Origin of the sequence: Mycolicibacterium sp. lyk4-40-TYG-92, assembly GCF_030209435.1 — a bacterium.
Taxonomy (GTDB): domain Bacteria; phylum Actinomycetota; class Actinomycetes; order Mycobacteriales; family Mycobacteriaceae; genus Mycobacterium.
This window is the reverse complement of the sequence record NZ_JARVRX010000014.1, coordinates 358,686-380,712: the sequence shown is the minus strand read 5'-3', so window position 1 is coordinate 380,712 and position 22,027 is coordinate 358,686. Positions and strand designations below refer to the sequence as shown.

The window sequence follows — 22,027 nt, the reverse complement described above, 5'->3', positions numbered from 1 at the left end:
TCACTGCTTCAGCAGGCTCGCGGCGTCCACTGACGCCGACCGTCGGGAACGGAAGATGGTCATGATGATCGCCAGTCCCACCACCACCTCACATGCGGCCACCACCATGGTGAAGAACGCCACCACCTGGCCATCGAGTTCGCCGTGCATCCGGGAGAACGTGACGAACGCCAGATTGGCGGCGTTGAGCATCAATTCGACGCACATGAACATGACGATGGCGTTGCGGCGCAGCAGCACACCGGCCGCGCCGATGGTGAACAGCAGCGCCGAGAGATACAGATAATTGGCGGGGTTCATGAGGCGTTCCCATCGTTCATCGACACACTGCGCCGGGGCAGGACGGCGCTGACGGACATGTCGGCGTCCGAGCCGTCGGGGAGCCTGGCCAGGATGTCGACGGCGTTGTGCCGCGCGTACACCCCGGGGTTGGGTCGCGGTGTCGGATGTCCGCCGGCGGCGAACCGCTCGATTGCGAGCTCGCGCTGGGTCTTTCGGTGCTCGAACCGTTCGCGGTGGGTCAGCACCATGGCGCCCAGCGCCGCGGTGATGAGCAGGGCGCTGGTGGTCTCGAAGGCCCAAAGGTAGCGGGTGAAGATCAGCACCGCCAGGCCTTGGACATTGCCGGCCCGGTTCGCGTGCTCCAGGCCAACCGATCCTGCGCTGTAGTTGGCGCCGAGGCTGCCGATACCGGCGATCACCGCGATGCCGAATCCGACGCCGGCCACGACGGCGGCAACGCGTTGTCCCCGAATGGTTTCGATGAGCGAGTCCGCAGAATCGACACCGATGAGCATGAGGACGAACAGGAACAACATCATGACCGCGCCGGTGTAGACCACCACCTGCACGACGCCGAGGAACACCGCGTCCTGGGCGATGTAGAGCATCGCCAGGCTGATCATGGTGCTGGCCAGGAACATTGCCGAGTACACCGCCTTGGGTGCGGCAACCATGGCGACGGCGCCGAGCACCGACACGGTACCGAGCACCCAGAACGTCACCGCCTCTCCGGTCACTTGGCCGCCTCGCGCCGCGTCAGGCCGTCCGCGGCGGGCCGCGAAAGGCCCGAAGCCGTGATGTTGCCGCGGTAGTAGTCCTCGTCGGTGCTGCCCTCGGCCATCGCGTGGGGTGGCGCGGTCATGTCGGGTTTCAGCGGGGCCAGGAGCTTGTCCTTGCCGTAGATCAGGTCGGACCGGTTGTCGTCGGCCATCTCGTAGTCGTTGGTCATGGTCAGCGCCCGGGTCGGGCAGGCCTCGATGCACAGGCCGCAGCCGATACACCGCAGATAGTTGATCTGGTACACCCGGCCGTACCGCTCGCCGGGGGAAAACCGTTGTGACTGTGTTATTTCCCCCGTCGCTTCGCTCGTCCCATCCGTGTTGTCCGCGCCCTCGACGAAGATCGCGTCCGCGGGGCAGGCCCATGCGCACAGCTCGCAGCCGATGCACTTCTCGAGGCCGTCGTCGTAGCGGTTGAGCTGATGCCGGCCGTGATAGCGCGGAGCCACCGGGCCGGGCTCCTCGGGATACTGTTCGGTGACCGGCTTCTTGAACATGGTCCCGAAGGTGACTCCGAAGCCCGCGATGGCATCGATGAATTTGGGCCTACCGGGCATGATGTACCTCCTTGGCCGGGATGGGCGGCACCGGGAATGCGCCGGGCTGGGGTTCGACAGCCGGTGCCGGAGTGTGAGCTGACTTGCGCCGCAGAGTGTTCCACAGCGCACCGGCCATGGCGGCCATCGCGATGGCGGCGGCGAACGCGAGTACCACGGGCCAGCTGTCGTATCCCTGCAGGCGCAGCGTCCGCACGATGCTGACGAGCATGATCCACGCCAGCGAGATCGGGATGAGCACCTTCCAGCCCAACGCCATGAACTGGTCGTAGCGCAGGCGGGGGAGCGTGGCACGGAGCCACATGAACAGGAACAGGAACGCCCACACCTTGCCGACGAACCACAGCAGCGGCCACCAGCCGGTGTTGGCTCCAGGAATGAGGCTCAGCGGCCAGGGCGCCTGCCAGCCACCGAGGAACAGGGTGGTGGCCAGTGCGGAGACCGTCGTCATGTTGACGTACTCCGCGAGCATGAACATCGCGAACTTCAGGGACGAGTACTCGGTGTGGAAACCGCCGACCAGCTCGCCCTCGGCTTCGGGCAGGTCGAAAGGTGCCCGGTTCGTTTCGCCGACCATCGAGACCACGTAGATCAGGAACGACGGCAGCAGCAGGAAGACGTACCAGCGGCCCTGTTGTGATGCGACGATCTGCGACGTCGACATGGTGCCCGCGTACAGGAATACCGCGGCGAACGACAGTGCCATGGCGATCTCGTACGAGATGACCTGTGCGCTGGACCGCAGGCCGCCGAGCAGGGGATAGGTCGAGCCGGAAGCCCAGCCCGCCAACACGATTCCGTAGACCCCGATCGACGTGACCGCGAGGACGTACAACACCGCGACCGGCAGGTCGGTCAGCTGCAGCGGCGTCTCGTGCCCGAAGACATGGACGAGCGGTCCCATCGGGATCACGGCGAACGCCATGATCGCCGGGATCACCGAGATGATCGGCGCCAGCAGGTAGATCGGCTTGTCCACCCCGGCCGGGACGAGCCCTTCCTTCAGCGCGAGCTTGATGCCGTCGGCGAGGCTCTGCAGTAACCCGAACGGCCCCACCCGGTTCGGCCCGATGCGCATCTGCATCCAGCTGAGCACTCTGCGCTCGAGCAGGATGGCGACGAGCACCGTCAGCACCAGGAAGACGAAAATGCCAAGGGCTTTGGCGAGAACCAGCCACCACGGGTCGAGGCCGAAGGACGACAGGTCGGGGTAGTTCATGACCTCGTCCCGTCACTGACCCCGCTGATCGAGACGACCGCGCCGGGGGCGACACCGAGCGTGGCATGGACCGTCGACCCCGGCGAGTTCAGCGGCAGCCACACCACACCGGTCGGCATGTCGGTGATCTCGAGCGGCAGGGTGAGGCTGCCGCGATCGGTGCTGACCGTGACGGTCTCGGCCGCGCCGACGCTCGCGGCCGTGTCGGCCGACAGCCGGGCCACCGCCGGCCGCGCCGTGGCGGCCAGATGCGGCTCGCCGTCCTGCAGCCTGCCGGCGTCCAACAGCATCCGCCAGCCGGCGAGGACCGCCTGCCCAGGTCCCGGCACCGGGTTCGGGGGCGCGGTGAACTCCGGTGCGGCGGGCCGTGGCCCGGTCCAGCACCCGAGTCGGGTCATCTCGTTGCGCACCGCCGCGACATCGCGCAGACCCAGATCGATGCAGTGCTCGTCGGCGAGCGCGGCCAGTACCCCCATGTCCGCCCGCGTGGCGGGCGGCAGCGCCGCGCCGAATGTGCGTTGGCGCCCTTCCCAGTTCACGAAACTACCGGCCTTCTCGACCACGGGTGCGACCGGGAACACCACGTGCGCGAGATCGGTGACGGCGCTGCGGCGTACCTCCATGCTCACCACGAACTTCGCGGCACCGAGTGACTGCCGGGCCAGTTCCGGCTCGGGTAGATCGGCCAGCTCGACACCGGCGACCAGGACAGCATCGAGGTCACCGTCCGCTGCGGCGGCGAGGATCGCGGTGGTGTCGCGGCCCGGTGCGTCGGGCAGTTCGTCGACGTGCCAGGCGACGGCAACTTCGGTGCGTGATGGCAGGTCGGTCACGAGACGGCCGCCGGGCAACAGATTCGGGGCCGCGCCGGCTTCCAGCGCACCGCGCTCGCCGGCCCGCCGCGGGACCCAACCGACGCTTGCGCCCGTGCGTTCGGCCAGCCGGGCCACCGCCGAGAACCCGCCTGGCACACCGGCCAGCCGCTCACCGGTGAGGATGACCGAGCCGGGCGGCAGTACCTCGATGGCGTCGAGAGCGCGGGGTTCGCGGCCGGGTGCGGCCGAGATCAGCGTGCCACCCATGTTCTCCAGACCCCGGCTCGCGAACGGCGCCACCGCAACGACTTTCAGGCCGTGCTTGCGGAAGGCCTTGCGCAGCCGCAGATAGACGATCGGTGATTCGTCTTCCGGCTCGAACGCGACGAGCAGCACCACGGGCGCCTTTTCCAGGTCGGCGTACGTCACTTGCATCGGCCGGCCCGCGACGGTGGCCGCCAGGAACTGGGCCTCCTCAGCGCTGTGTACCCGGTTGCGGAAGTCGATGTCGTTGGTGCCCAGCACTATCCGCGCGTACTTCGCGTACGCGTAGGCGTCTTCGGTGGTGAGTCGCCCGCCGACGAGCACGCCGGTCCGGGCGCCCGCCCCCGACAAACCGCGCACCGCGACGGCGACGGCCTCGGGCCAGGATGCCGGGCGCTGGGTGCCGTCCGCCTCGCGGATCAAGGGCGTGGTGATCCGGTCACCCTGCGTCGCGTAGGTGAAGGCCCAGCGGCCCTTGTCGCAGTTCCACTCCTCGTTGACCTCGGGATCGTCACCCGCCAGTCGGCGCAATACCGTTCCGCGTCGGTGATCGGTGCGCTGCGCACAGCCCGAGGCGCAGTGTTCGCAGACGCTGGGGGAGGAGACCAGATCAAATGGCCGGGCCCGGAACCGGTACGCGGTCCCGGTCAGGGCGCCGACGGGACAGATCTGCACGGTGTTGCCGGAGAAGTACGAGTCGAACGGCGCGTCGTTGCCGATCCCGACCTGCTGCAGTGCGCCGCGTTCCAGAAGTTCGATGAACGGGTCGCCGGCAACCTGATTCGAGAACCGCGTGCAGCGCGCGCACAGCACGCAGCGTTCCCGGTCGAGCAGGACCTGCGCCGACAGGTTGATGGGCTTGGGATAGGTGCGCTTGACGTCATCGAAGCGAGAATCGCTGCGGCCGTTGGACATCGCCTGGTTCTGCAGCGGGCATTCGCCGCCCTTGTCGCACACGGGGCAGTCCAGCGGATGGTTGATCAGCAGCAGTTCCATCACGCCGTGCTGGGCCTTGTCGGCGGCCGCCGATGTCACTTGGGTACGCACGACCATGTCCGGGGTGACCGTGGTGGTGCACGACGCCAACGGTTTCCGCTGGCCCTCCACCTCGACGAGGCACTGCCGGCAGGCGCCCACCGGGTCCAGCAGGGGGTGATCGCAGAACCGGGGAATCTGGACCCCGATGAGCTCGGCTGCGCGAATCACCAACGTGCCCTTGGGCACGCTGATCTGCTGGTCGTCGATGGTCAGTGTCACCATCTCGACCGCAGCCGCGTCCTTGGCCGGCTCGGTCACCGTCATGCGCCCGCTCCTTCCGTGGCGAAGAGCGTGGCGGCGTGCGGGTCGAAGGGGCAGCCGCCGTTGAGATGCGCGACGTACTCGTCGCGGAAGTACTTGAGCGAGGACATGATCGGGCTGGCCGCACCGTCCCCGAGGGCGCAGAACGACTTGCCGAGGATGGCGTCGGAAATGTCGAGCAGTTTGTCCAGATCGGCCGCCTGGGCCTGGCCGTTCTCCAGCCGGGCGTAGATCTGCGCCAGCCAGTAGGTGCCTTCGCGGCACGGCGTGCACTTGCCGCAGGATTCGTGCGCGTAGAACTGGGTCCACCGCCGGACGGCCCGCACCACGCAGGTCGTCTCGTCGAAAATCTGCAGGGCCTTGGTGCCCAGCATCGAGCCGACGCCGGCCATTCCTTCGTAGTCCAGCGGGATGTCCAGGTGTTCGGGGGTGAGCATGGGCGTCGACGAGCCGCCCGGAGTCCAGAACTTCAACTGGTGCCCGGCCCGCACCCCACCGGCGTACTCCAGCAGTTCCCGCAGCGAAATCCCCAGGGGTGCTTCGTATTGCCCGGGCCTGGTGACGTGGCCTGACAGCGAGTACAGCGTGAAGCCCGGCGACTTTTCCGACCCCATGGACCGGAACCAGTCGATGCCACCGCGGATCACCGACGGGACACTGGCAATCGATTCGACGTTGTTGACCACGGTCGGGCAGGCGTACAGCCCGGCGACCGCGGGAAAAGGTGGACGCAACCGGGGTTGGCCGCGCCTGCCCTCCAAGGAGTCGAGCAGCGCGGTCTCCTCGCCGCAGATGTACGCACCCGCCCCGGCGTGGACCACCAGATCCAGATCGAACCCGGTGCCGGCGATGTTGGTGCCGAGGTAGCCGTTCGCATAGGCCTCGGCCACGGCACCCTGCAGCCGCCGCAGGACCGGAACCACCTCACCGCGCACGTAGATGAATGCGTGCCGGGCGCCGATGGCGTACGACGCGATGATCGCGCCTTCCACCAGAGCATGCGGCGACGCGAGCATCAGCGGAATGTCCTTGCACGTCCCGGGTTCGGATTCGTCCGCGTTGACCACCAAATAGTGCGGCCGGCCGTCATCGGGGGAGATGAACGACCACTTTGTCCCTGTGGGGAAACCCGCACCGCCGCGGCCGCGTAGTCCGGAATCCTTCACCAGTGCAATGACTTCCGCGGTGTGCATCCGCAACACCGTCCGCAGCGCCTGGTAGCCGCCCTGCCGGACGTAGCTCTGCAGCGTCCACGACTGCGGCTGGTCCCAATGCCTGCTCAGCACCGGCGCAAGTGTCATTGCGGCGCCTCCATCCCGCGCTCCTGCGCCACGCGCAACCCGGCCAGGGTGGCCGCGCCCGGTTCGGCGTCGTTGCTGCCCGGGCGTTCATCAGGAAAGCCGGCGAGGATGCGTGCGGTGTCCTTGAAGGTGCAGAGGGTCGCGCCGCGGGTCGGCGTGACCGGCTCGCCGGCACGTAACGAGTCGACGAGATCGCGTGCGGAACCGGGGGTTTGGTTGTCGAAGAACTCCCAGTTCACCATGACTACTGGTGCGTAGTCGCAGGCGGCGTTGCATTCGATGTGTTCCAGCGTGACCCGGCCGTCCGCGGTGGTCTCGCCGGCGCCGAGACCCAGATGTTCCTCCAGTGACTCGAGGATGGCGTCGCCGCCCATGATGGCGCACAGCGTGTTGGTGCAGACCCCGACGAGATACTCGCCTGTCGGGGTGCGCCGGTACATGGAGTAGAACGTCGCGACCGCGGTGACCTCGGCGGTGCTGAGGTCCAATTGCGCTGCACAGAAAGAGATTCCGGCGGGCGTCAGATACCCGTCCTCGGATTGGACGAGGTGGAGCAGCGGCAGCAGCGCGGAGCGGGCACTGGGGTAGCGGGCGATGATCGCTACGGCATCGGCGGCCAGCCGTTCGTTCACTTCGGCCGAATAGGACTGCGGCCCTTGACCGATCGGTGGGCCGGGCTCGTCCGGACGGGGCCCGAGACGCAGTTCGATAGCGGTCACCTGTCCACGCCTCCCATCACCGGATCGATCGACGCCACCGCCGCGATGGCGTCGGCGACCATGGATCCCTCGCACATCACCGACACCGCCTGCAGATTCGTGAACGAGGGGTCGCGGTAATGCACCCGGTAGGGCCGCGTGCCGCCATCGGAGACCATGTGCACGCCCAGCTCGCCGCGCGGCGATTCGACGGCGACGTACACCTGCCCGGCGGGTACCCGGATGCCCTCGGTCACCAGCTTGAAGTGATGGATCAGGGCCTCCATCGACGAGCCCATGATCTTGGCGATGTGTTCCTTCGAGTTGCCCAGGCCGTCGGGGCCTACCTTCAGGTCAGCGGGCCAGGCGAGCTTCTTGTCGGTGATCATCACCGGCCCGGGCCCCGACCGACCCAACCGGTCCACACACTGCTCGACGATCTTGATGGACTCGCGCATCTCGCGGACGCGAATCATGTAGCGGCCGTAGGCGTCACACTGGTCGTCGGTGATGACGTCGAAGTCATACGACTCGTACCCGCAGTACGGCTGCGACTTGCGCAGATCGTGCGGCAGCCCCGTCGACCGCAGTATCGGGCCGGTGATGCCCAGCGCCATGCATCCGGTCAGGTCCAGGTAACCGACGCCCTGGGTGCGCGCCTTCCAGATGTAGTTCTCGTTGAGCAGGTTCTCCATGTCGCGCAACCGTTTCGGCAGCAGCTGCAGCAGCTCCCGAAGCTGGGGCAGCGCGTCGTCGGGCAGGTCGGCCGCCAGCCCACCGGGGCGGATGTACGCGTGGTTCATCCGGAGGCCGGTGATGGTCTCGAAGATCGACAGCACCAGTTCGCGTTCCCGGAACCCGAAGAACATGGCCGACATGGAGCCCAGTTCCATACCGCCGGTAGCCAGCGCGACCAGGTGCGACGAGATGCGGTTGAGTTCCATGAGCAGCACGCGGATGACGCTGGCACGCTCGGGGATGTCGTCGGTGACTCCGAGCAGCTTCTCGACGCCGAGGCAGTACGCCGTCTCGTTGAAGAAGGGGGACAGGTAGTCCATCCGGGTCACGAACGTGACGCCCTGCGTCCAGGTGCGGTACTCGAGGTTCTTCTCGATTCCGGTATGCAGGTAGCCGATTCCGCACCGGGCTTCGGTGATGGTCTCGCCGTCGATCTCCAGGATCAGGCGCAGCACGCCGTGGGTGGACGGATGCTGGGGCCCCATGTTGACCACGATGCGCTCGCCGGCGACCGCGCTCTCACGTGCCGCTGCCACGACGTCGGCCCAGTCCTGACCGCCGACGGTGACCACACGTTCGCGGCCATCGGGTTCGTTGTCGACAGTCATCAGTTGTAGGCCCGCCGCTCGTCCGGGGGCGGGATTTTCGCACCGTGGTACTCGACCGGGATTCCGCCGAGCGGGTAGTCCTTGCGCTGCGGATGGCCCACCCAGTCGTCGGGCATCTCGATGCGGGTCAGGGCGGGATGGCCGTCGAAGATGATGCCGAAGAAATCGTAGGTTTCCCGCTCATGCCAGTCGGTCGTCGGATAGACCGAATACAGCGACGGCACATGCGGATCGGCGTCCGGAGCGCACACCTCGACGCGAATCCGGCGGTTGTGGGTGATGGACATCAGCGGGTAGACAGCGTGCAATTCGCGACCGGTGTCATCGGGGTAGTGCACGCCGGACACTCCGAGACACAGCTCGAACAACAGCTCGTTGCGCAGCACCTGGGCCACCGCGACCAGGCGATCGCGCCGGACCTCGAGGGTCAGCTCGTCGCGGAACACTACGACGCGCTCGATCGCGGCGCCGAACTCGTCGGCGCCCAGGGCCGCCGCCAACGTGTCGACGACGTCGTCGAAGTAGCCGCCGTACGGCCGGGGGGAGCTGCCGGGCAGGGCCACCTCCCGGACCAGCCGGCCGTAACCCGAGGTGTCGCCGCTGCCGCGCACACCGAACATGCCGCGCCGCGTCCCGATCACCTCGGGTCCCACCTGGTCGGGCGCGTCCGTCATGACCGCAACAGTCCCTTCAGCTCGATGGTGGGACGGGCCTGCAGGGCGGCTTCCTCGGCCGCGGCGATGGCCTCGGCCCGGTTGACGCCCAGCGGCATCTCCTGAATCTTGGCGTGCAGCTTCAGGATTGCGTTGAGCAGCATTTCCGGCCGGGGCGGGCAGCCGGGCAGGTAGATGTCGACGGGCACGATGTGATCGACGCCCTGCACCACCGCGTAGTTGTTGAACATCCCGCCCGAGGAGGCGCACACGCCCATGGCCAGCACCCACTTGGGCTCGGCCATCTGGTCGTACACCTGACGCAGTACCGGTGCCATCTTCTGGCTCACGCGGCCCGCGACGATCATCAGATCAGCCTGGCGCGGCGTCGCGGAGAACCGCTCCATGCCGAAGCGCGCGATGTCGAAGCGCGGGCCCGCGGTGGCCATCATCTCGATGGCGCAGCACGCGAGCCCGAAGGTAGCGGGCCAGAGCGAGCCCTTGCGTACATAGCCTGCGACCTTCTCGACAGTGGACAGCAGGATGCCGCCGGGCAGGCGTTCTTCGAGTCCCATGGGTGCTGTCCTCAGTCCCAGCTCAGTCCGCCGCGGCGCCAGATGTATGCGTAGGCAACGAACACCGTCAGCATGAACAGCAACATCTCCACCAGCGCGAACACCCCCAACGATTCGAAGGAAACGGCCCAGGGATACAGGAAGACGATCTCGATGTCGAAGACGATGAACAGCATGGCGGTCAGGTAGTACTTGACCGGAAACCGCTGACCGGTCGTCTCATGGCCAGGGGAACCCGGCGCCATCGGTTCGATGCCGCACTCGTAGGCCTCCAGCTTCGCCCGGTTGTACCGCCGGGGGCCGATGACCAGCGCAATTCCGACCGAACCCACCGCGAACGCCGCGGCGATCGCGCCGAGTACCAGGATGGGGATGTAGACGTTCATGCGTTCGTCATGCCCTGTGTGGCTCCCTCGTCGAGCAGTCGATGTGAGCTGGCCCACAGCTTAGCTCGGTTAACGGAACGGCCGCCGCATTTTGGCTAGGATCATGATCAGTTCCTGACGTTCCCGCGCCGCATCGCCGCTGACGCGAAGAGTGAACGGCCACAGGCCATTTCGTGCTGGTTAACGCACGGTTTCAGCGCTGTGGAGACAGCACCGCCACCACTGCCTCACCCAGCCGGATCGGGTCGATCGGGTGGGGCACCGCGGCCTCCGCGCGCGACCAGGATGCCAGCCAGGCGTCGTCCGGGCGGCCGGTGAGCACCACGATCGGCGGGCAGTTCGCGACCTCATCCTTGAGCTGCTTGGCGAGCCCCATCCCACCCGCGGGTGTGGCCTCGCCGTCGAGGATCGCCAAGTCGATCCCGCCCGCGTCGACGGAACTCACCACGACGGGCGCCGTCGCCACGTCGAGGTACGTCAGGTCGGGCAGGTCCGGGTGGATGCGTCGTCCCAGCGCAGTGCGCACCCGGTCGCGGGTGTTCGGGTTGTCGCTGTACACCAGGATCTTGAGCGCGGAGTCGGCCACCTGCTCAGGCTACGACAGTACGGTGACCAGGCAGGTCGGGTTTTGCCTACTCGTCGCCATAGCCTGGGTGGGCCACGTCGAGCCGATGACGCACCAGGGCCCGCAGCGCCGGCTCGAGTTCTGGACCACGGTCGTCGAACTGCCCGTCGCGAATGGCGTGCGCCAGGGCCTGCTCGTCGGAGAAGCCCAGCAGCTCGGGACCCGGGCTCGTTTGGCGTAGCTCCCGCTCGACGATCCGCAGCGCATTGGCCGCGACGCGGGCATGGAAATTCACGGCGCCGGCGTCGGCGAGCCGACTATCGGGTGCAGTGGCATCGCGTACTTCTGTCTCGAGAAACTCGGCCACCGCGGCGACCAGTTCGGCGGCGGTGGGACGGTAATGGCTCATCGGTCCTCCAGGAGGCCCAGCAGGTCCCATTCGGTTTCGCATACGCGACGGCCGATGGTCGCCAACTCCACGGACCTGGCCTGCCCGGACAGGTGCCGTTGCGCCTGGTACCGGCAGATGATGCCCCAGCGTAAGGTGGCGGACACCAGCCACCAGTGAAAGGCTTTGCGGTCCACGGTGATTCCGCTTGCGTGCTCGTAGGCGGTCAGGAAGTCCTCGATACTGCCCAGGCCGCCGGCGTCCAGGGTCCGCGGCGCTCCGAACCGCCAGGCCCGAACGCAGAACCAGGCCAGGTCCTCGGTGCGCGAGCCCAGATGGGTGAGCTCCCAATCCAGCACCGTCGCGAGCCGGTTGCCGTCGACGATCAGGTTGCCCATCCGGAAGTCGCCGTGAACCAGCACCGCCGCGCCGGAGTCCGACGGTTGATTGCGCGCCAACCAGCGGAAAGCCCACTCGAAAGTGGCTGTGGTGTCACCGATGTCGTCGAGTTCGCGCCGCCACGAACTCAATTGGTCTTCGCTCGACAGCCCGATGCCGGCGGGGTCGGCACGGTGGATGGCCGCCAGCGCTTGGGCGCATTGCGTGAGAAGGGTGGCCCGGCCGTCGTCATCGAGTGCCCGCTGGATCTTCCGGACGATGGTCTCGCCGGGCACGAAGTCGCACACCAGGAACGGATTGCCCAGGGCCTCCGACGAGTTGCTGGCTGCCAGCACCTGGGGCACCGGCGCACCCGTGGCCGCGGCCCGGGACAGCGCGGCGGCCTCCAGTTCCATGCCGGCGTGGACCTCGTCGGGCGGTCCGACGCGCAGGATCAACTCACGCGCACCGGTTGCGGTGGTCGCCGAGAACGCCCACGTCGCGCGGCTGGCCCCGCCTGTCAACTCGCGCAGGTTCTCGATGCCGACTTCGCCGAGGCCGGGCGCCAGCACCCTGGTAAGTGCGCCGGCGTCGATCATTTGCGCCCGAACTTCAGCATCCGCTGTGCCACCCGGCGGATCTGAATCTCTTCCGCGCCTTCGGTGATCCGGTAGCGGCGGTGGTGCCGGTAGATGTGCTCGAACGGCTCGTGCCGGCTGTACCCGATGCCGCCGTGAATCTGCATGGCGCGGTCGGCCGCCTCGCACACCAATCTGTTGGCGCGGTAGTTGGCCATCGACACCTTGTCGGAGACCTCCATGTGGTGATCCCGATCGAGGTGCCAGGCGGCGTAATACACCAGCAGGCGGACCATCTGGGCCTCCGTCTGCAACTCGGCCAGCGGCCACTGCACGGCCTGGTTCACCGCCAGGGGTTTACCGAACACGACGCGCTCGCCGGCGTACTGCGCGGCCCGGTCGATGCAGTACTGCGCGGCGCCCAGACTGCTGGCGGCCTGGCGGATGCGGTTCTCGTGCAGGAACGTCTGGCCGACCTCCAAGCCATGGTCCACGTCGCCGAGCACCGCATCGTCCGGCACGCGAACATCTTTCAGCTCGACCTCGCCGTGATCGCTCGGCATGTTGAACGTCCACCAGTAGTACGGCACGGTGAAACCCGGGGTGTCGGTGGGGACCAGGAAGGCCGTGATGCCTACCGCCTGGCCGGGTTCGCCCGACGTGCGGGCGAAGATCAGGTCGTGGGTGGCCCGGTGGACGCCGGTGTTCCAGCGCTTGCGGCCGTTGATGATCCAGCCGTCGCCGTCCTTGACCGCGGTGGTCTCCAGCCACGTGGCGTCGCTGCCGTGGTCGGGTTCGGTGAGCCCGAACGCCATCGACCGCTCACCGGTGATCATGGCCTCGACCCATTCGGCCTGCTGCGCCGCGGTGCCGAACCGGCTCATCATGATGACCTGCGGGAAGTTCCCGACGATCGACGATTCGTCCTGCAGGTCGTTGTGCAGACCGAGTCCCTTGTGAGCCAAGTGCTCCCGGATGACGGCCATGTCCAGGTTGGTGCCGTCACGTCCGCCGAACTCGCTGGGCAGGCCGTACCGCAGCCACCCGGCGGCGTCGGCGCGGCGGCGCATCTCGTCGAGCAGATCCTCCCAATCCCTGGCCGGCACGCCGCCGTTCTCGAGGTCCGTCCTGGCGAATTCGCGGCGCCGGTCGAAGTACTGCAGGTTCTCCCGTTCCAGCGGTTTGATCTCCGCCTCGATGAAGGCGTCCATCTCGGCCAGCAGTCCCGGAAGATGTTCCGGTAGAGCGAAATCCACGGTGATCTCTACTTTCGGTCAGAAGCCGTACAGGGTTTTCTTCCAGATGGTCGACAATGTGGTGATGGCGTCCTCGTCGCTGATCTGCAGCTCGGATCCCGGGTTGCCGACCACCACGACGGTGAAGTTCTCGAACAGCAGCGCGATGGCGGCGGCGATGTGTTCGGCGTTGAGGCCCTGCGCGTAGCCTTGCTCGGCGGCGTGGCGCACCGAGTCGCCGACCATGTCCATGCCGAAGCGGCGGAACTCGTGCTGCACCTTGGCGAATCGCGGCTGTGTGGCACCCAATTGGGCGACCGCGATCATGATGCCGATGTTCTGCTTGAAGAGGTTCCAGTACCCCGTCACGACCGTGGTGAAGTAGTCGGTGTCCTCGGGGGATTCCGGCAGCGGCACACTCATGCCGGAGGGGGTGACGATGTCGTGCAAGAACGACTCGGCCAGGGCGGCCAGCAGGTCTTCCTTGTCGTTGAAGTAGCGGTAGAACACCGCCGACGACTTGCCCGCGGCCGACGTGATGTCGGCCAGTGTGGTGCCGTGAAAGCCACGCTCGGCGAACAGCTTCCGCGCCGCGAGTTCGATGGCCTCGCGGGTCTGTCGGCCCTTGGCGGTCAGTGCGTCGGCCGGCATGTTCAGCCCAGTAGCCGGTCGCCGGCGCGCAGCAGGGCGCTGGGCAGCTCATGGCCGACAACCCGTTGCGCCACCCTGGCCGCGTCGATCGCTGCGTTCAGGTCGATGCCGGTGTCGATGCCGCTGTCCCGCAACAGATAGACCAGATCCTCGGTCGCGATGTTGCCGGTCGCGCCCGGCGCGAACGGGCAGCCGCCCAGCCCACCCACCGAGGCGTCGAGCCGGGTCACACCGGCCTGCACGGCCGCGTAGGCGCTGGCCAGCCCGGAACCCCGGGTGTTGTGGAAGTGGGCGCCGAGCGGCAGGTCACCGATGACCGGGCGGACGCGGGTGATCAGGTCGGTGACGCGCCTCGGGGTCGTGGTGCCGATGGTGTCTGCGATGGCGACGCGGTCTGCACCGAATTCCCGTGCAGCTGAAGCGATCTCGACTACCTGGTTCGGATCGGTCGGGCCGTCGAAGGGGCAGTCCCACGCGGTGGCGATGATGACCTCGGCACTGGCGCCGCTGTCGTGGGCCAGGCGCACGATATCGGAGATCAGTGCCGTGGACTCGGCGGTGGACCGTCCGACGTTCGCCTGGCTGTGGCTGTCTGCGGCGGACACCACGTATTCCAGCGACCGCATGCCCGCCGCGAGCGCACGGCCGGCGCCGCCGGGTCCTGCCACGAGCGCGGAGAACTCGACATTGGGAAATGCGCCCAGCGTCGCGGCCAGCTCGGCGGCGTCGGCCAGTGCGGGCACCTTGGACGGCGAGACGAACGCGGTCGCCTCGACCTCCTGTACGCCGGTGGCAACGATGGCCTCGAGCAGTTCGATCTTGGCGGACAACGGAATCGGGTCTTCCAGTTGCAGGCCGTCGCGCAGGCACACCTCGCGGACTGTCACGTGGGCTGGTAGGCCGGTCACATCACGCCCTCCTCGCGCAGTGCCGCCAACTGCTCGGCGTCGAGACCGAGGAGCCCGCCGAACACTTCTTCGTTGTCCTGACCCGGCCGCGCCGAACCACCGTTGCGAATGGTTCCGGGCGTGTCCGACAGCACTGGAACGACACCGGGACCCTTCACGTTGCGTTGCACGCGCTCGTCCCAGTGGTCGGCAATCATGTTGCGCGCCTGCAGCTGTGGGTCGTGCACCACCTCGGCGACGGTGTTGATGGGGCCGCTGATCACCCCGGCCTCCGACAGGGTGGCGATGATGTCGTGGGGCTCACGCTGCGCGGCCCAGTCACCGATGATCTTGTCGAGTTCGTCCTGGTTGCGGCCACGCGCCAGGTGGTCGGCGAACCGCTCGTCGGTCGCCAGTTCGGGCCGGTCCATGGCCTGGCACAGCCGTCGGAACACCGTGTCCTGGTTGGCTGCGATCACCACCCAGCTGCCGTTGGCACTCTGGTAGATGTTCGACGGCGCGATGCCTTCCAGCCGGGTGCCCGACGGTCCGCGCACCACGCCGCCGATGTCGTAGTCCGGAATGGTGGATTCCTGGATGGCCAAACAGGATTCGGTCAGCGCGGTGTCGACCACCTGTCCCTCGCCCGTGACGCTGCGCCGGTACAGCGCGGCGAGCGCGCCCTGCGCCGCGAACATGCCGGCGAGGCTGTCACCCAGCGACAACGCGAGGCGCGGCGGGGGACCGCCGGGGAAACCGTTCATGTGCCGCAGCCCGCTGGCCGCCTCGGCGACCGACGCGTAGCCGGCCTTGCCGGCGTCCGGGCCCGTCTGACCGTAGCCCGACACCCGCACCAGGATGATGCCCCGATTGCGTTCCCGCAGAACGTCGTAACCCAGGTGCCATTTCTCGAGGGTGCCCGGCCGGAAGTTCTCCACGATCACATCGGACTGTTCGACCAGGTCGAGGAACAGTTCCCGGCCGCGCTCGGTACGCAGGTCCAGGGTGACCGCTTTCTTGTTGCGCGCGTGGACCGTCCAGAAGAATCGGTGTCCGTCGAGCTCGGCCTGGCCCCACGTCCGTAGCGGGTCGGGGGCGGACGGCAACTCGATCTTGAGGACCTCGGCGCCCATGTCGCCGAGCAACCGGCCGGCGAACGGCCCGGAGATCAGGGTGCCGAGTTCGAGGACCCTGATGCCGTCCAGAGCGCCGGCCGTCATAGTGAGAACCCCTGTCGGTGCAGCCAATCCGTGCAGATGCCGACCGCCTGCCGCAGCGTGCCGCGCTGATCCGGCCCGGAGTAGTAGTGATTGGCGCCAGGAATCTCGTGCATCTCCTTATCTTCGTGCCCGATCGCCTCGAACAGCCGGCGGGTGTGGCTGGGTGTGCAGGCGTCATCGGCGAGATTGCCGATCACCAGTGTCGGCACCGCGATGTCCGGACCCGCCTTGACGGCGTCACCGTTGGCATCGTCGTAACTCCACTGCGACAGCCAGCTGCGCAACGTACAGAATCGGGCCAGGCCGACGGGGCTCATGTTCACCACTCGAGGATCCCCCAGATAGCACTGTCCGGGGGTACGTTCGTTGGGATCGACCGTCGGGTCGAGCCACCGCGGGTCGGCCATCGTCCCGTGCACGACGAACGCGAACTCGTCATCGGGGCGACCCGCGGCCCTGAGCTCCGCGAGTTTTTCCTTGACCCACTTGGTGATTCGCCGATTTCGGGCGACCTGTGCGTCGTGATACCGCTGCAGGAACTCGGGGGTGTACGGCGGTTGGTTCGGGTTGTCCGGGTTGTAGAGATCAAGTTCCGGATCGCGCTTCGACGGGTCGTTCTCGTCGAGGATCGAGGCGTCCATCCATTCGGTCATGGTGCCGTGCCGGCTGATATGGGCGGCCAGCAGCATCAGGCCGTCCGCCGGGATCAGGCCCAGCTTGGTCAGGTCGGGCCCGTCCCCGGAGGGGCTGGCCGTCACCGTCGGGCGCTGCGCCTGCTGCTGGTAGAACACCGACAGCGAGCCGCCGCCACTCCACCCGGCCAGGACGACCTTCGAGTAGCCAAGCCGGTTCTTGGCGTCCTTGATGCACTCGCCGAGGTCCTCGACCACCTTCTCCATCAGCAGCGCGGAGTCGGTGCCGCGGAACCGGCTGTTGCAGTAGATGACGTGGTGGCCGGCGCGGGCCAGGGCGTTGATCATCGGCAGGTAGGCGCCGCCCCCGATGGGGTGCATGAACACCAGGACGGTGTCGCTCGGCTTGGCTTTCGGCTTCAGCAGATAGCTCTCCAGCACCACGAGTTCCGCGACGCCACCGTAGACATCCCGGACCGCCGAGTTGTTCTGGTACGCAACCAGATACGGGATGCGCTCATAGTCGTGCTTGACGGGTGAATCGATCGTTGTCATCGCTGTCCTTTGTTCTTCGCGCACGCGCTCATCACTAGTGCTGTCCCAGATCGCCTGCGAGGATTTCGGCGGATGGCGTCAGACGTCGGCGGGTGTCGATGGCGATCACCGACCAGTCGACGCGGTCGTATTGGTCGAACTTGCGACGGGCGCGTTCACGCGCGGCTTCCGGTGCGCCGTGGTGAACACCTTGCGGCGCATGGGAAATGAGGCCCGGTGGCATCGGGATGCCGTACAGCGAGCCGGCGTGGAAGAACGCGATCTCGTCGTAGTCGACGTTGCGGTGATACCAGGGGGTGCGCTCGGTACCCGGCACACTTTCTGCCGGCTTGGGCAGGAAGTTCATCACGTAGACCCCGGTCGCCTGCATGAACAGATGCACCGTCGGCGGCAGGTGCACGCTCTCGGACGTGATGACGGTGTAGTCCTCGATGTTGAAGATGAACGGGAAGTTGTCGCCCCGCCAGCCCTCCACGTCGAGCGGATTGTGTTGGTAGAAAAGCGAAGTAGGCCCGCCTTCGTGGTAGAGGCGCACCTCGTACTCGTCACGGCGGTCGTCGTCGATCGGCTCGGGTTCGGGGATGGTGACCTGCGCCGGGTCGAACGGGAAGTGCCGGCCCAAGATCCCCGCGGGCGGCACCCGGAAGTCGTCGGTGGCCTGGATCATCAGGAAAGTCGACACCCCGTCTTCGCCGCTGTCGGGCACCTGCCGGAACGTACAGGCCTTGGGGATGTAGACCCAGTCGCCCGCGCGGTAGCGCAGCGGGCCGAATTCGGTCTCCAGCAGCCCGGAACCCTTGTGCACGAACAGCAGCAGATCGCCGTCGACGTACCGGACGAAGAACGGCATCTCCGCACTCCGTCGGCTCAGCAGCACCTGGCAGTCGGCGTTGGAGAACATGAGCAGGGGAGCGCCCGCCGCGTCGGTCGCATCCGGCGGCTTCAGTTCGGAGGACAGGACGTCGGTCGGCCGCAGCGGGCCGACGGTGCGGTACGCGGTCGGATCATTGCGCCGGTACATGTTGGCGGTGCGTCCGACGAAGCCGCCGCGCCCGAGTTCATCGTCTTTGAGGCCATCCAGGTCGGCGTGAACTCGCTTGGGAGTCTTGCCTTTGCGCAGGTGGACGAAGGATTCCATGCTTGCTCCTGTACGTGGCTGGAACTAAAAGTGACGTTAGTTTCACTTATGGGAGGATGTCAATGAATCGATGGAGATCGGGCACGGCCTAACCGTCCAGATCGACTCGCACGGTCAGCAGGTTGGTGCCGAACGTACGCACACCGAAGCTGTTGAACTGCGGCAATTCGCGCAGTCGCGCGGCCGCGTCGTCGTCGGGAACCAGGTGTGCAGTCCCGCTGTGCCACCTGCCACGCAACCGCACCCGAACCCGGGGGTCGGCCTGGATATTGCGGATGTACTGGGACTGCGCACCGAATTCCGACACGAACCAGAAATGCCCGTCGACGATCTTGCCGCCCAGCGGGGTGCGACGGGGTTCGCCGGACTTGCGCCCGGTGGTCTCGAGCAGAGTCTGAAACGGCAGCCGCCGCATGACGGGATTGGCGATCCGCTTCTGGAAGAAGTTGGTGAAAGCGGGCTGCGAGTTTGGCATCTGGCTATTTCACACCCTCGTGTTGCTCAGATCATCGACGTTCGCGGGATTTTCATGCCGAGCGCGAGGGCCCCGGCCAGTTCCCGGCTCGTGTCGTAGTCGAACACCACATGCCCGGCCAGCACGTCGACGTCGCGCTTGAAGCGCTGCATCGGGCTGGACAGGAAATGGATGCTGGCCCCGCCGGCGCCCATGAGGTCGCCGATCACCGCGCGCGATTCGGCGACGATGTGCGCGGCCGCCAGCCGAGCCTGCGCGCGGACGGGCTTCTCGACCGCATCGCCCGCGACGACGATCTCCTCTATCTCCCCGACGGTATCGGCGAGCAGTGCGCGCAATGACCGCAGTCGCACCTGCGCTCCGGCCAGGTGCGACTGGGCGATCGGCTTGTCCTTCTGCATCACGCCCTCGTACGGCAGTACCCGTTCGGCCAACCGTTGTGCATAGTTCTCGGTGACCTGTTCAGCGCTGCCCAGGGCGGGCATGGCGGCGAGCAGGGCCAGCGCCGGCACCATCGGCCAGCGGTAGGTGGCGCTGTCATGCAGTCCGGCGCCGGGCGCGGTGCCGGCATATATGTCGGTCACCTTGACCAGTCGATGTTCGGGCACAAAGACGTCCGCGACGACGACGTCGTTCGATCCGGTGGCCCGCATCCCGTCGGTGTGCCAGACGTCCTCGACGGTGACGGCGCTGATCGGCAGGAGCGCGAGGGCGGGGTAGATGCCGTCATCCGGCCCGCAGAGCGCCGCGACGATGATCCAATTGCCGTGCATGACCCCGGTGGCCCAGGACCAGCGCCCGGACAATCGGATGCCGCCGTCGGCGGGCAGCCCTCTGCCGGTCGGGGCGAGGGGTGCCGGTGCCAGGAAGGGGCGACTGTCGAACGCCTCCCGCTGGGCCTGCTCGCCGAACAGCGCCAGCATCCAGTTGTGCAGGGTCAGGAACCCGATGGTCCACGCACTCGAGGTACAGCCGTGGGCGAGACGGCGCACCGGATCGAGGATGTCGGGGAACGGCGCCTCCTGCCCGCCGAAACGGGCGGGCACCAGAAGCTCGGTGAATCCGGACGCGATCAGATCGCTCACGGTGTCGTCGGGGAGGCGCCGGAGTTTCTCGGCCTCGGCGGCACGTTCGCCGAGTGCGGTTACGAACTCATCAGTGATCCCGGCCTGCGTACTCAACATGCGCCGGACCGTACCATACCTTTTAGTATGGAAGTCAGGTTGCGAGCATCAGGTCGAGGAATCGTTCGCTGCGGGCGGCCAGTCGCGGATGCGGGGAGTCGCCCGAGAGGTGCAGGAACCCGATGCCGACAGCGAAGGTGGCGTCGGCCCGCAACTCGGCCTCGTCGGCGTCGAAGCCGTAATCCTCGAACGCACGCCGGACCGCGGCGAGAATGCGCCGGTCCGCGGCACGCACGCTCTCGGCGACGGCCTCGTCCGAGCGCGCCCATTCCCGCATGGCCCGTTCCAGGGTCCAATGTCTGGGGCTGACCAGCGAATTCATCATGCGGACCAGCCGGTCACGCGGGGCCAGGGCGCCGATCTCTTCGATCTGGCTGCGGTCGGCATCGCGCAGCTCTCCCCAGCCCTGGATGAGGGCCGCCCGGTAGGCGGCGATGTTGGTGAAATGCCAGTAAAAACTGCCTTTGGTGACATTCAGTCGAGCGCACAACCGGTCGATCTTCAGCGCCTTCAGGCCCTCTTCTGCCAGGATCGCGTACCCGGCCGCGCGCCAGTCGTCGATACCCAATCGGCCGCCGGCGCGGGCGTCTGTCAGCTCGTCGACATGATCCCGATCGCTCGTCACAAACGGCAGCCTACGGCCGGATGAACGCGAAGTAGCTCTGCGTCAGGGTGATAGCTGAACGGTACGAAGTCCGCAACAACCTGGTCTCAAGCCGGAGTCGGGGGTTCCTCGGCGCGTCCGGCGCGTGTTTTACTGCCCATACCTACAACTGAATCATTCGGTGCGTTCAGTTCCCGTACCAGGCTGAGCCGCCGTCAACGGCTGCGAGAAAACGCAGCCGTGCCACCAACGCCGTCCCAGTGCGTCGAGTGGGCACGATACCCGGTACCTGATACTGAAATGGGATTGTGAATGTTCGTTGACAAGCTTCGCGGCCGCTGGGCGCGCAGGGTCGCCGGCGCCGTCTCGGCCGCCGCCCTGCTCCCGGGTCTCATCGGACTTGCCGGCCAGACGGCGACCGCCGGTGCGTTCTCGCGTCCCGGTCTGCCGGTCGAATACCTCCAGGTGCCGTCGCCGTCCATGGGACGCGACATCAAGGTGCAGTTCCAGAGTGGCGGCAACGGGTCGCCGGCGGTGTATCTGCTCGACGGTCTGCGCGCACAGGACGACTACAACGGCTGGGACATCAACACCGCCGCCTTCGAGTGGTACCTCGGCTCCGGTCTGTCGATCGTGATGCCGGTGGGTGGCCAGTCCAGCTTCTACACCGACTGGTACAAGCCGGCGTGTGGCAAGGCGGGCTGCTCCACCTACAAGTGGGAGACCTTCCTGACCTCGGAGCTGCCGCAGTGGCTGCAGGCCAACCGCGAGGTCAAGCCGACCGGTAGCGCCGCAGTCGGCCTCTCGATGGCCGGCTCGTCGTCCATGACCCTGGCGATCTGGCACCCCGACCAGTTCATCTACGCCGGTTCGATGTCGGGCTTCCTGAACCCGTCCGAGGGCTGGTGGCCGTTCCTGATCAACGTCTCGATGGGCGACGCCGGCGGCTACAAGGCCGACGACATGTGGGGCTCGACGGGCGACCCCAATAACGCCTGGCAGCGCAACGACCCGATGGTCAACATCCCGCGGCTCGTCGCCAACAACACCCGCCTGTGGGTCTACTGCGGTAACGGCAACCCCAGCGAGCTCGGTGGCGACAACGTGCCGGCCAAGTTCCTCGAGGGCCTGACCATCCGCACCAACCGCACGTTCCAGGACAACTACCTGGCCGCCGGCGGTAACAACGGTGTGTTCAACTTCCCCGACAGCGGCACCCACGACTGGGGCTACTGGGGCCAGCAGCTGCAGGCCATGAAGCCTGACCTGCAGCGCGTGCTGGGCGCCAACCCGTCCTCGTAACCGCGACAGCAAACGGCCCCGGGAGCAATCCCGGGGCCGTTTGCTTTTGTCACGGTGTAAC

At 67.0% G+C, this 22,027-nt stretch carries 24 protein-coding genes; 1 reads left to right on the top strand and 23 read right to left on the bottom strand.

Annotation, left to right across the window (positions count from 1 at the left end; translation table 11 throughout):
• The 23 genes from nuoK to QRN63_RS21595 form a co-directional block, all read right to left on the bottom strand.
• Positions 1–300, bottom strand: a complete 300-nt coding sequence (gene nuoK, locus QRN63_RS21705) for an NADH-quinone oxidoreductase subunit NuoK (protein WP_285032651.1) — start codon at positions 298–300, stop codon at positions 1–3.
• The gene (locus QRN63_RS21700) at positions 297–1,019 is read right to left on the bottom strand and encodes an NADH-quinone oxidoreductase subunit J (protein ID WP_285032650.1); all 723 of its coding nucleotides are present in this window, start codon (positions 1,017–1,019) and stop codon (positions 297–299) included. Before QRN63_RS21700 ends, nuoK begins: the two co-directional genes overlap by 4 nt.
• Complete coding sequence (gene nuoI, locus QRN63_RS21695; RefSeq protein ID WP_285032649.1) at positions 1,016–1,618, bottom strand: NADH-quinone oxidoreductase subunit NuoI; 603 nt, start codon at positions 1,616–1,618, stop codon at positions 1,016–1,018. The genes QRN63_RS21700 and nuoI overlap by 4 nt, the downstream gene beginning before the upstream one ends.
• Positions 1,608–2,837: an NADH-quinone oxidoreductase subunit NuoH gene (nuoH, locus tag QRN63_RS21690; protein ID WP_285032648.1), complete on the bottom strand. Its 1,230-nt coding sequence runs from the start codon at positions 2,835–2,837 to the stop codon at positions 1,608–1,610. Before nuoH ends, nuoI begins: the two co-directional genes overlap by 11 nt.
• Entirely contained in the window at positions 2,834–5,218 is a 2,385-nt protein-coding gene (locus tag QRN63_RS21685) for an NADH-quinone oxidoreductase subunit G (RefSeq protein WP_285032647.1), read from the bottom strand. The genes nuoH and QRN63_RS21685 overlap by 4 nt, the downstream gene beginning before the upstream one ends.
• On the bottom strand, positions 5,215–6,516 hold the full coding sequence (gene nuoF, locus QRN63_RS21680; RefSeq protein ID WP_285032646.1) for an NADH-quinone oxidoreductase subunit NuoF: 1,302 nt from the start codon (positions 6,514–6,516) through the stop codon (positions 5,215–5,217). Before nuoF ends, QRN63_RS21685 begins: the two co-directional genes overlap by 4 nt.
• Positions 6,513–7,235, bottom strand: a complete 723-nt coding sequence (gene nuoE / locus QRN63_RS21675; protein ID WP_285032645.1) for an NADH-quinone oxidoreductase subunit NuoE — start codon at positions 7,233–7,235, stop codon at positions 6,513–6,515. Before nuoE ends, nuoF begins: the two co-directional genes overlap by 4 nt.
• Positions 7,232–8,560, bottom strand: a complete 1,329-nt coding sequence (gene nuoD, locus QRN63_RS21670) for an NADH dehydrogenase (quinone) subunit D (RefSeq protein WP_267316294.1) — start codon at positions 8,558–8,560, stop codon at positions 7,232–7,234. The genes nuoE and nuoD overlap by 4 nt, the downstream gene beginning before the upstream one ends.
• Entirely contained in the window at positions 8,560–9,234 is a 675-nt protein-coding gene (locus tag QRN63_RS21665; RefSeq protein ID WP_267316295.1) for an NADH-quinone oxidoreductase subunit C, read from the bottom strand. Before QRN63_RS21665 ends, nuoD begins: the two co-directional genes overlap by 1 nt.
• Positions 9,231–9,788 (bottom strand): NuoB/complex I 20 kDa subunit family protein, encoded by a 558-nt coding sequence (locus QRN63_RS21660; RefSeq protein WP_029119553.1) that lies wholly within the window; start codon positions 9,786–9,788, stop codon positions 9,231–9,233. The genes QRN63_RS21665 and QRN63_RS21660 overlap by 4 nt, the downstream gene beginning before the upstream one ends.
• 11 nt (positions 9,789–9,799) lie before the next feature.
• Positions 9,800–10,174, bottom strand: a complete 375-nt coding sequence (locus QRN63_RS21655) for an NADH-quinone oxidoreductase subunit A (protein ID WP_267316296.1) — start codon at positions 10,172–10,174, stop codon at positions 9,800–9,802.
• 193 nt (positions 10,175–10,367) lie between these two features.
• On the bottom strand, positions 10,368–10,760 hold the full coding sequence (locus QRN63_RS21650; RefSeq protein ID WP_267316297.1) for an Rv3143 family two-component system response regulator: 393 nt from the start codon (positions 10,758–10,760) through the stop codon (positions 10,368–10,370).
• Positions 10,761–10,806: 46 nt separating this feature from the next.
• Positions 10,807–11,148, bottom strand: coding sequence for a DUF6285 domain-containing protein (locus QRN63_RS21645; protein WP_267316298.1), 342 nt, complete (start codon positions 11,146–11,148; stop codon positions 10,807–10,809).
• The gene (locus tag QRN63_RS21640; protein ID WP_285032644.1) at positions 11,145–12,104 is read right to left on the bottom strand and encodes a phosphotransferase family protein; all 960 of its coding nucleotides are present in this window, start codon (positions 12,102–12,104) and stop codon (positions 11,145–11,147) included. The genes QRN63_RS21645 and QRN63_RS21640 overlap by 4 nt, the downstream gene beginning before the upstream one ends.
• Complete coding sequence (locus tag QRN63_RS21635; RefSeq protein ID WP_267316300.1) at positions 12,101–13,339, bottom strand: acyl-CoA dehydrogenase family protein; 1,239 nt, start codon at positions 13,337–13,339, stop codon at positions 12,101–12,103. Before QRN63_RS21635 ends, QRN63_RS21640 begins: the two co-directional genes overlap by 4 nt.
• A gap of 18 nt (positions 13,340–13,357) precedes the next feature.
• On the bottom strand, positions 13,358–13,969 hold the full coding sequence (locus QRN63_RS21630) for a TetR/AcrR family transcriptional regulator (protein WP_267316301.1): 612 nt from the start codon (positions 13,967–13,969) through the stop codon (positions 13,358–13,360).
• Positions 13,970–13,971: 2 nt separating this feature from the next.
• Complete coding sequence (locus tag QRN63_RS21625) at positions 13,972–14,877, bottom strand: hydroxymethylglutaryl-CoA lyase (RefSeq protein ID WP_267316302.1); 906 nt, start codon at positions 14,875–14,877, stop codon at positions 13,972–13,974.
• Entirely contained in the window at positions 14,874–16,076 is a 1,203-nt protein-coding gene (locus QRN63_RS21620) for a CaiB/BaiF CoA transferase family protein (protein ID WP_285032643.1), read from the bottom strand. Before QRN63_RS21620 ends, QRN63_RS21625 begins: the two co-directional genes overlap by 4 nt.
• A complete protein-coding gene (locus QRN63_RS21615) occupies positions 16,073–17,263 on the bottom strand; it encodes an alpha/beta hydrolase family protein (protein ID WP_285032642.1) in 1,191 nt (396 codons plus the stop codon). The genes QRN63_RS21620 and QRN63_RS21615 overlap by 4 nt, the downstream gene beginning before the upstream one ends.
• 34 nt (positions 17,264–17,297) lie before the next feature.
• Positions 17,298–18,401 carry a homogentisate 1,2-dioxygenase gene (locus QRN63_RS21610; protein ID WP_285032641.1) on the bottom strand — a complete coding sequence of 368 codons (1,104 nt, stop codon included), beginning with the start codon at positions 18,399–18,401 and terminating at the stop codon, positions 17,298–17,300.
• A gap of 88 nt (positions 18,402–18,489) precedes the next feature.
• Positions 18,490–18,876, bottom strand: coding sequence for a nitroreductase/quinone reductase family protein (locus tag QRN63_RS21605; protein WP_285032640.1), 387 nt, complete (start codon positions 18,874–18,876; stop codon positions 18,490–18,492).
• Positions 18,877–18,902: 26 nt separating this feature from the next.
• Positions 18,903–20,060 carry an acyl-CoA dehydrogenase family protein gene (locus QRN63_RS21600; protein ID WP_267316307.1) on the bottom strand — a complete coding sequence of 386 codons (1,158 nt, stop codon included), beginning with the start codon at positions 20,058–20,060 and terminating at the stop codon, positions 18,903–18,905.
• A gap of 34 nt (positions 20,061–20,094) precedes the next feature.
• Positions 20,095–20,685 carry a TetR/AcrR family transcriptional regulator gene (locus QRN63_RS21595; protein WP_267316308.1) on the bottom strand — a complete coding sequence of 197 codons (591 nt, stop codon included), beginning with the start codon at positions 20,683–20,685 and terminating at the stop codon, positions 20,095–20,097.
• 291 nt (positions 20,686–20,976) lie between these two features.
• Here QRN63_RS21595 and QRN63_RS21590 point away from each other — a divergent pair, with 291 nt between their 5' ends.
• Positions 20,977–21,966 (top strand): esterase family protein, encoded by a 990-nt coding sequence (locus QRN63_RS21590; RefSeq protein WP_138249936.1) that lies wholly within the window; start codon positions 20,977–20,979, stop codon positions 21,964–21,966.
• Positions 21,967–22,027 lie beyond the last annotated feature (61 nt).